The organism is Hymenobacter sp. (assembly GCF_035709525.1).
In the GTDB taxonomy this organism is placed as follows: Bacteria; Bacteroidota; Bacteroidia; order Cytophagales; family Hymenobacteraceae; genus Hymenobacter.
In genome coordinates this window covers 1-9,562 of the sequence record NZ_DASTEP010000240.1, presented here as the reverse complement: position 1 = coordinate 9,562, position 9,562 = coordinate 1, and the positions used below count along the sequence as shown (strand labels likewise).

The 9,562-nt window shown below is 62.4% G+C and carries 6 protein-coding genes; 1 reads left to right on the top strand and 5 read right to left on the bottom strand.

Going from position 1 to position 9,562, the window contains the following annotated elements; translation table 11 throughout:
- On the bottom strand, positions 1–775 hold a 775-nt coding region (gene porQ, locus VFO93_RS21520; protein ID WP_325136438.1), incomplete at its 3' end, for a type IX secretion system protein PorQ.
- A 325-nt stretch (positions 776–1,100) separates the two neighbouring features.
- Positions 1,101–3,608 carry an endopeptidase La gene (gene lon / locus VFO93_RS21515; protein ID WP_325136437.1) on the bottom strand — a complete coding sequence of 836 codons (2,508 nt, stop codon included), beginning with the start codon at positions 3,606–3,608 and terminating at the stop codon, positions 1,101–1,103.
- A gap of 276 nt (positions 3,609–3,884) precedes the next feature.
- On the opposite strand from lon, the gene VFO93_RS21510 reads away from it, so the two are divergent.
- Positions 3,885–5,927 (top strand): OmpA family protein, encoded by a 2,043-nt coding sequence (locus VFO93_RS21510; RefSeq protein WP_325136436.1) that lies wholly within the window; start codon positions 3,885–3,887, stop codon positions 5,925–5,927.
- A 110-nt stretch (positions 5,928–6,037) separates the two neighbouring features.
- Here VFO93_RS21510 and VFO93_RS21505 read toward each other — a convergent pair whose 3' ends face one another.
- The 3 genes from VFO93_RS21505 to VFO93_RS21495 form a co-directional block, all read right to left on the bottom strand.
- Positions 6,038–6,373: an ASCH/PUA domain-containing protein gene (locus VFO93_RS21505; protein ID WP_325136435.1), complete on the bottom strand. Its 336-nt coding sequence runs from the start codon at positions 6,371–6,373 to the stop codon at positions 6,038–6,040.
- A gap of 180 nt (positions 6,374–6,553) precedes the next feature.
- Positions 6,554–7,549: a glycosyltransferase family 9 protein gene (locus VFO93_RS21500; protein WP_325136434.1), complete on the bottom strand. Its 996-nt coding sequence runs from the start codon at positions 7,547–7,549 to the stop codon at positions 6,554–6,556.
- Between the two features lie 137 nt (positions 7,550–7,686).
- Positions 7,687–9,399, bottom strand: a complete 1,713-nt coding sequence (locus tag VFO93_RS21495) for a helix-hairpin-helix domain-containing protein (protein WP_325136433.1) — start codon at positions 9,397–9,399, stop codon at positions 7,687–7,689.
- Between the last annotated feature and the right edge of the window lie 163 nt (positions 9,400–9,562).

Here is a 9,562-nt window from a genome sequence, read left to right as displayed (position 1 = left end):
TGGCGCGCACCGTGTCGCCGGCCGCATTGGTGCTGCCGCGGTCATTGGGGTCGAGGTACTGAATGTTCCACTGGTGCAGGTGGTGCATCGTGAGCGTGAAGCGTAGCGGCATGTGCTCGGGCTTGATGGTAGTGCCGAGCTGCACGTCGAAGGGCAGCGGCTGCCGGGCACTCGCAATGTACGGTTTCAGCATGTAGCCCGCGTTTTTCACCACTAGCCCCACCGTAAAGTCCTGGTCTTCTTTGGGCTTATACAGTACGCCCGCGTCGCCAGCCAGGGCCACGGCGCGGTTGTCGGCAATGGCCGACACGGCCAGCTTGGCTGCCAGCCCGAACGTGAATTTTCCCTTCGTATAAGAGTCGGCCGCCGTAAAGGCGTACTCATTCACCCCAAACGTACCCAGCGAGTTGCCGGCCGCGTCGAAGCTCTGCAAATCCCCGTAGTTCAGATACGTAAAGCCCAGCCCGAAGCGCCCGCGCTTCTCGGTATTGAAAGCGTAGGCGGCGGTGCTCTGCTTGATGCTGCCCACGTAGGCCACGTAGGTGAGGGCCGCCGTGCGGTCCATGTCGGCATTCAGCAGCGCTGGGTTGCCGTAAAGCTGGGTGGGGTCGCTGCTGCGGGCTGAGGCGTTCATGCCGCCGCTGGCCGCGAGCTGCGCCGAGGGCGGCAGGCTGAGGAAGGGAAACGCCGCCCGCCCGCCAATCTGGGCGTGGGCAATCGGAGCCGTGAGGCCAACCACCGCAATAGCGAGGAAACGAGCGGAAAAGTGCGTCATACAGCAGGCTAAATTACGGCGCTTAAACTCGCTGGCGGGCCGGTTTAGTGCGCCTCCCGATACCTTTTTACTGCCACAAAGAAAGTAAAAAGGGGCAGCGACCAGGAAAAAACCGCCACCACAGCAGCTTTTAGCAGCCAGAAACCAGAAAAAGCTGCAAGCGGAAGAGAAAAAGGAGCTTCGGCCGGAGCTTTTACTCTCAGCGAAGCCCTAAAAAGTGGGTCGGACCTACTTTTTAGGGCTTCGCTGAAGGTAAAAAGTGGGTCCGACCCACTTTTTAATGCGTTGGACCAAGTTTACTGGCAAGCTAAAGCTTACCCTACACTTATTGCACTTCCACGCTCGGGCCGGCCGGGGCGGGCGCGTCGTCGCGCACGGGTAGGGCCTGCGGGCGGGCTACTTTTTCTTGCAATAGCGCCACGGTCAGCACGTCGTCCACGCGCTCGGCGTAGTGAATTTGCAGGCCCTTGAGGTACTCGGCCGTGATTTCCTCCACGTCCTTGCGGTTTTTGGGCGAGAGTATCACGTCGCGCACGCCGGCGCGGCGGGCAGCCAGCAGCTTCTCCTTGATGCCACCCACCGGCAGCACCCGCCCGCGCAGCGTAATCTCGCCCGTCATGGCGAGGTGCGGGCGCACGCGGCGCTGGGTGTAGGCCGAGGCGATGCTCGTAAAAATGGCAATGCCCGCGCTCGGTCCGTCCTTCGGAATGCCACCTTCCGGGAAGTGAATATGCAAATCGTACTGCTCAAACAGCCGGTAGTCGATGCCCAACTCCTCGGCCCGCGCGCGCAGGTAGGAGAGGGCCGTAATGGCCGATTCCTTCATCACGTCGCCGAGCTGCCCGCTCAGCGTCAGCTTGCCGCGCCCGCGGCTCAAGAGGCTTTCCACGAACAGAATATCGCCGCCCACGCTCGTCCAGGCCAGGCCCGTTACCACGCCGGCCGTGTCGGCCTCCTGGTACAAGTCGCGGTCGAAGCGCGGCGAGCCCAGGATTTTGAACACGTCGGCGGGGTCGAGTTGGGCGGGCAGGGTTTCCTTGCCGGCCTTGCGGCGGGCCAGGTTGCGGGTGAGGGCGGCGAGCTGGCGCTCCAGGCTACGCACGCCGCTTTCGCGGGTATAGTCGTCAGCCACGCGGTGCAAAGCCTGGTCGGTTATTTTAACCTCGTTTTCGGCCAGGCCGTGCTCGCGCAGCTGCTTGGGCCAGAGGTGCTTCTTGGCAATCTGCGTCTTCTCTTCCTGCGTGTAGCCGGTGAGGTCGATAATCTCCATCCGGTCGCGCAGCGCCGGCTGAATGGTTTCGAGCGAGTTAGCGGTAGCGATGAACAGCACCTTGCTCAAATCGTACTCCACCTCCAGGTAATTGTCGGTAAAGGTCGAGTTCTGCTCGGGGTCGAGCACCTCCAGCAAGGCCGACGACGGGTCGCCCCGGAAGTCGCTGCTCACCTTGTCAATCTCGTCCAGAATAATGACCGGGTTGCTCACACCGGCCTTCTTTATCTGGGCGATAATGCGGCCGGGCATGGCCCCCACGTAGGTTTTGCGGTGCCCGCGAATCTCGGCCTCATCGCGCACGCCGCCCAGGCTCAGGCGCACGTACTTGCGCCCCAGCGCCGTGGCGATGCTGCGGCCCAGCGAGGTTTTGCCCACGCCGGGCGGGCCGTAGAGGCACAGTATCGGCGCTTTCAAGTCCTGCTTCAGCTTCAGCACCGCCAGGTATTCGAGGATACGCTCCTTCACCTTTTCGAGCCCAAAGTGGTCGGTATCGAGGATTTTCTTGGTGTTCTTGAGGTTGAATTTGTCCTTGGTTACGTCGCCCCAGGGCAAATCGAGCAAGTACTCCACGTAGTTGAGCGTCACGGGATAATCGGGCGACATCTGGTTGATGCGGGCCAGCTTGCTCAGCTCTTTCTCGAAGTGCTTGCCCACGGCCTCGGGCCACTTTTTGGCCTGGGCGCGGGCGCGCAGGCCGGCCATGTCCTGCTCGGGCGTGCCTTCGCCCTGGCCCAACTCGTCTTGCAGGGTTTTGAGCTGCTGGCGCAGGAAATACTCGCGCTGCTGCGCGTCGATGCCAGTGTGGGTTTTCGAGCGAATGTCGTTCTTGATTTCCAGCAATTCGGCCTGACGCAGCAGGGCTTCGAGCAGTTGCCGGGCCTGGGCCTCGGGGTCGCCGAGCTCCAGCAGGGCTTGCTTAGCAGGCAGGTCGAGCTGCACATTGGAAGACAGAAAATGCACCAGAAAGGCCGGCGACTGAATGCCCTCCAGCATAGCCCGCGCCTCGGGCGGAATCTCGGGCGTGAGCTCCAGCACCTTGGTCGCGGCTTCGCGCAGGCTTTGCAGCAGCACCAGCTCGGCGTCGTTTTCGGCGTCGAGGGTCTGTTCTTCAAAATAGCCAACTTTAGCCACCAGCTGCGGCGCAAACGACACCTCGGCCCCCACCCGAAACCGCACCTGGCCCTGAATGATAATCGTCACCTGCCCATCGGGCTGGTCGATGAGCTTGAGGATGCGGGCCAGCGTGCCCACTTCGTAGAGGTCAACGAGGGTAGGCTCGTCGGCGTCGGGGTTGCGCTGGGCCACCACGCCGATAAGCTTCTCATTCTTAGCTGCCAGCTTGCGAATCAGGCGAATGCTTTTCTTGCGCGTTACCGTCACGGGCAGCACCACGCCGGGAAAAAGCACCGTATTGCGCACCGGCAGCAGCGGCAGCGTATCGGGCGCGTCATCGGCCGAAATCAGGTGGTCGGGGTCGGCCGCCATAATGGCAATGGCTTCGGGAGCCGAGTCGGAGCCGCCAACCAGGCGCTGGCCGCGGCGTGAAGTAGCAAAGGTCATTAGCAAAGAAAAGTAGGCGCGGCCAAGCCGCGCAGCGGCTGCCAGAGTGGCAGCCCAAAGCCCGCTTCTAAGGTACAAACGGGTAGGAGGAAAGTGGGTTCAAGGGCCGTGCCAGCCGGGCCGGGGCCGCCAAAGCGGCGCAAAATAACCAGCACGGCGGCGGTTTAGCTAAGTTGCACTAGCAGGGGTCGTAATTTTGTGCGTACTTGCATCTTTATTCTATCTATCTGTTAACTACGTATGAATAGCCTGTGCTTTAATTATACTTTTTATAGGATGGGCTGGCTGCTTTTGCTGCTGCTGGGCAGCTTGTCGGCCACCGCGCAGCAGCGCCCGCAGCCACGTACTGCCAAGCCCGCCGCCGCTACTCCGCCCGCCGCCCCGGCCGCGCGCCCCGCCTACCAGGCCCGCGCCCTCACCGGCCGCATGAGCCGCCGCCTGCGCGTGCGCCCCGACGGCACGCCCGACTTCGTGAACGTAAATAAAATCCCGTTTTTCGAAGACAAAAAGGCCCTGCAAGCCATCAGAAAGGCCGAGCGGCGGCACCGCTACACCGAGGCGCGCACCCTGCTCACGCAGTACGTGGCGCAGTTCGGCATCGAGAATTTTTACCGCAACACCGACTTGCTGTGGCACCTGGGCCAGCTCTGGCAGCGCGACAGCACGCAGCAGGAGCGCGCCAAGGCATATTTCCGGCTGGCCCTGAAGCACCACCGCACCGATGTTACGCGCGTGCAGCAGTACTACGACTCGCTCGACGCCAAAAACGTGGACCTCTACGTGCCCCTGAAAGTGTACTACGACATCGTGGAGTACCGCAAGGGCATCAGCACGTTTCACCCGCCCAAAAACGTGTACACCAACATGGGTGACCTCGTCAACTCGAAGCTCGCCGACTACGGCCCCGCGCTGGGCGGCGGCGATTCGGTGCTGCTTTTCAGCAGCAAGCGGCAGCCCCGGCGCGGCACCTTGCAGGAGCAGAGCGACGAAAACCTGTACGTGTCGCGCCGCGACGGGGCCATCGGCTGGTCGGAGGCCGAGCCATTACCCAAGCCCATCAACTCGCAATACAACGAGGGCTCGGCGTGCTTTTCGCACGATGGGCGCACTATCTTTTTTGCCCGCTGCGAGTGCCCTACCTGCCACGGCAACTGCGACTTATACACCGCCAAGCTGGGTGCCGACGGCAAGTGGAGCGTGCCCAAAAGCCTCGGCGCGCTCGTCAACTCCGTGGGCTGGGACTCGCAGCCCACGCTCTCGCCCCACGAGGACACGCTGTACTTCGCCTCCGACCGGCTGGGCGGCTTCGGCATGTCGGATATCTACTTCACCGTGAAGCAGAAAAACGGCCAATGGGGCCGCGCCCAGAACATGGGTCCGGTCGTGAACACCCGCGAAAGCGAGGTGAGCCCGTTTTTTCACCCGCTCTACCAGGTGCTGTACTTCAGCTCGCGCGGGCAGCTGCTCAATTTTGGCGATTTCGACATTTACAAAACATACCGCGTGGGTGGCCGCTGGCAGGAGCCGCGCAACATCGGCCCGCTCGTAAACGGCAAAGGGTCAGAGTACTACTTCACCATCGACAGCCAAAGCAAAAACCTCTACTACGCCCGCTCCGAAGCCCAGGAAATCGGCAACCTCGACCTCTATTCCTTCCCCTTACCGATGGAGGCGCAGCCCCAGGCCACCACGCAGGTGGCTGGCACGCTCCGCGACTCGGTGAGCAACAAGCCGCTCAAAGGCCTCATCAGCATCATCGACCTCGACAACGGTATTGAGGTAGCCAGCAAGTACTTGCGCGCTGATGGCTCGTTCGATTTTGAGCTGATGGACGGCTCGCACTACGCTATGCTCATCCAGAGCCCCGACGCTTTCACGGTCGAAAAGCAGTTTGCTCTGAAGGGCGATACCGTGCTGGCGCTGCTCACCAACAGCATCGACTACAAGCTGCCGCTTATCTTCAAAAACATTGAATTTGAGCACGGTAAGTCGGGCATTCAGGCGGCCATGCAGCCTACGCTCGACCGCATCACGCTATTTCTGGTCGACCACCCGACCTTCCGCCTCAGCATCGCGGGCCACACCGATAGCCAGGGCGACCCCGCCATAAACGAGAAGCTCTCGCAGGACCGCGCCGAAGAAATCCGGCGCTACATCGAGCGCAAGGGTAAGCTCAGGCCCGGCCGCATCGAGAGCGTGGGCTACGGCTCTAGCAAGCCGCTGAAAGATGAACTGACTGAAGCCGATGCTAGGGTGAATCGGCGGGTGGAATTTCGACTGATTAAGCCGGAAGGGGAAAAAACGGCGGCTGGGTGGTGATGTACCGTAAGCTTTAGCTTGCAAGCGAGCGCAGCGAGCAGGGCGTAGGCGAACGTTGGCAAGCGCGGCTGCTGCGCTCGCTCGCAAGCTAAAGCTTACGCTACACTGAATTACCACAATTTAGTATCCATGATACCGGGCGGCAGCGGGGCCGAGGTGCCCAGGCCGAGCACGCACCAGCCGGCTTCCACGCCGAAGGTGTTGCCGGGCACCACGTGGCTCACCCAGCGCAGCAGCGTTTGGCCGGTGTACTCGTGGGTAGTGGGGTTGAGCTCACGTAGTAGTAGCGCATCGCCCACCTGAAAGTTCTGTTCGTTGAGGCGCACGTCAAACGGCTTGGAGCCATTGGCCACGGCCGCGAACGAATCGGGCCAGATGGGTAGCTCGTGGGTGCGGCGCAGGGCGGCAAGGGCAGCTTGGGTAGCGGGCGCAGAATAAGTAGTCATAATGATAAAAGCGGCTAAAAGTAAAAAGTAGCTGAAATGGCAAAAATACGAAAACCCCGAACACCGGCAGCGGCCGGTGGCGGGGTGGGATGCGGCTATAACGCCCGCTGTGCCCCGATGGTTTCGGGGTAACGCTATGATAATGAAGGTGCGGCCCCAGCCGGCCAGGCCAAGAGTAGTTTACAGCGGCGGCAAATCCAGGTTTAAATCCTGGTCGCGCATGCACCGGAAATGACCTTTGGGGCACTCGGCAAAGCCGATTTTGGAGCACGGCCGGCAGGGTAGCCCCGGCACCTCCAGCGCCTGAAACGCGGTACGGTAGGGGTACATGCCAAACTCCGGCACCGTGTTGCCCCACACGCTGAAAACCTGCTTCTTAAATGCCGCTGCCACATGCATCAGCCCCGTGTCGTGGCTCACCACAAAGGCCGCCTGTCGCACCAGCGAGGCCGACTGGTGCAGTGAAAACCGCCCGCAGGCGTTGTGGATGAGTGGATGAGTGGAGGAGTGGAGGAGTGGATGAAAAGCTAGCTCAATGACGTGGCCGGTGCTCTCATCCTCCGGCCCGCCGAGCAGTACCACGGGGCGCGGAGCCAGCCTGGTTACCAGTTCGATAAGCTTTTCCACGGGCAGGCGCTTGGTAGCGTGCTGCGCCCCGATGGCCACCGCCGCGTACTCGCCCGGCCGGAAGCAGGCGGGTAGCGCGGTGACCACGTTCACCTCCTGGCCGGATGGGATGAAGTAGTCGAGCCCGCCGCCATCGTCCTGGATGCCGAGCGGCGCGGCGGCGGCCCGGTAGCGGTCTACGATGTGCACGGGCGGCAGCTGGTTGATTTTGAAATTCACCAGCAGCCACTTCTGCAAGTTCAACTTGTCGAACGCCCGGCCTGGCACGCCCGGCAGTTGCAGCCGGATGAGCCGCGTGCGCAGGTTGTTGTGCAAATCCACGATAAAATCGAACCGCTCGGCGCGCAGCTCGCGCACCAGCTCGCCGAGGCTGCCGCTGAGCACGTGCGTTTTAGCTACGTAGGGGTTGGCTTCGAGCAGGCTGCGGTAGGCGGGTTTGGTGGCAAAGTGCACCTGCGCATTGGGTACCTGCTGGTGCAGCTGCCGCACTACCGGCGTCGTGAGCACGATGTCGCCGATGGAGGAAAAGCGCAGAACGAGGATTTTCATAGGTTCGTCAGGCTGTCATGCTGAGCGCAGCGTAGCGGAGTCGAAGCATCGCTGTCGGTGAACTAATTTCTTGCGCTAACAACGGTGCGGTAGAGATGCTTCGGCTCCGCTCAGCATGACGATTTTTTATTCCTTCACTACCTGACTTTCCGCGCCGCAAAGTACGCCGCCACCTCATCCACGCTCCTGGCATTAAACGTCACCTCCTTGGTCAGCATGCCTTTGCGACCGGCCAGCACGCCGTAGCGCATGTCGGCGTAGCCATCGGTGTGGTGGGCGTCGGGGTTGATGCTGAGCTGCACGCCCTGGTCGAGTGCGTAGCGCACCCAGCGCCAGTCGAGGTCGAGGCGCCAGGGGTTGGCGTTGATTTCGATGATAACCTGATGCTGGGCGCAGGCGTCGATTACCGCTTTAAAATCAATGGGGTAGCCGGCGCGGCGCAGCAGTAGCCGGCCGGTGGGGTGGCCCAGCATGGTGCAATGCGGGTTGGCAATGGCGGCCAGCAGGCGGTCGGTGGCGCGGCGCTCGTCCATCTTCAGATTGGAGTGGATGCTGGCCACGATAAAGTCGAATGAGTGGCGCAGCTCGGCATCGTAGTCGAGGCTGCCATCGCCCAGAATATCAGCCTCAATGCCCTTGAAAATGCGGAACGGGGCCAGCTCGGCATTCAGCTCGTCTATCTCGCGGTGCTGCTGGCGCACGCGCTCGGGGCCCAAGCCATTGGCGTAGTGCGCGGCCTGCGAGTGGTCGCAGATGCCGAGGTACTCGTAGCCGCCATCGCGCAGGAAAGTCGCCATCTGGCGCAGCGAGTGGTTGCCGTCGGAGTAGGTGCTGTGGTTGTGCAGCGAGCCACGCAAGTCGCTGTCTTGCAGTAGCTGCGGGATTTTGCGCTCGGCGGCCAGCTCGATTTCGCCCAGGCCCTCGCGCAGCTCGGGCACCACGTATTGCAGGCCGGCTTTTTCGTACAGCACTTCTTCGCTGGCAAAAACCTCGCGCTTGGCCCACTGGCGCAGGGTGCGCGGCGCGGGTGGGGTAGCGCCGGGCAGCGCCGCGCCGAGGTGCGCCTCGGTACCGGTAGTCAAGAACAGCTGATTGACAAAGTCTTGCGGAGCCACCACGCGCACCACGATGCCCACGCCGCCCTCCACGGCGGAGCCGGCCCACACCCACGGCCCCGAGCGGCGCACGTCGGCTCGCAGGCCGGGTGCAGCATTCAGCAGCGCGTGGATGGGCGCGGGGTCGGGCGCGGCCACCAATATTTCCACCGTTTCCACGATTTCGAGGGCGCGGCGGATGTCGCCGGTAGCGGCGGCTTCGGCCACGCCGGGCACCTGGCGCAGGCGGGCCACGAGGTCGTTGGCCAGTGCCTCGGCCTGCGAAAAGAGTAGTTTGCCCGCGCTCTGGTCAGTGAAAGCCAGCGCCGCCAAAATGCTTTCCTGGGTCTTAGCCCCGAAGCCTTTTAGCGTGGCCACGCGGCCAGCCTCAGCGGCTTCGCGCAGCTGGTCGGGGCTTTCGAGGCCAGCATCGCGCCACAGGGCGCGCACCTTTTTGGGGCCGATGCCCTTGATGCCCAGCATCTCCACCACGCCGGGCGGGGTTTTGTCGAGCAGCTCCTGCAATTCTTTGAAGGTGCCGGTATCGAGTAGCTCGGCCACCTTGGCGGCCTGGGTTTTGGAGAGGCCGGTACGGTCGGGCAGGCCGGGGCGGTCGATTTCCGCTACCGGAAATTCGAGCTGCTCCAGGGCCGTCACGGTGCCATCGTAGGCCCTGATTTTGAAGGGGTTTTCGTCGTGCAGCTCCAGCAGCTGGGCGGTGAGGCGAAAGGCACGAATGAGGGCGCGGTTGTCCACGGGGCGGGGCTGAAAGTAGGGTAGTCAGGATTGCTGGAAAAGTCTACGCAATTTTATCGGCGGCAGGCTATGCCCACGTGGGCGCAATCAAACCACAAAAGTGGGGGCTAAGCGGCTTTTGTGGGCCCGCGCTGGCTGCGGCAATACAGAAGCGGCCGGGTGT

Coding starts and splice junctions, on each gene's coding strand:
- VFO93_RS21510 (WP_325136436.1), top strand. CDS start 3,885: ATGGGCTGGCTGCTTTTGCTGCTGCTGGGCAGCTTGTCGGCCACCGCG.
- VFO93_RS21500 (WP_325136434.1), bottom strand. CDS start 7,549: ATGAAAATCCTCGTTCTGCGCTTTTCCTCCATCGGCGACATCGTGCTC.
- lon (WP_325136437.1), bottom strand. CDS start 3,608: ATGACCTTTGCTACTTCACGCCGCGGCCAGCGCCTGGTTGGCGGCTCC.
- VFO93_RS21505 (WP_325136435.1), bottom strand. CDS start 6,373: ATGACTACTTATTCTGCGCCCGCTACCCAAGCTGCCCTTGCCGCCCTG.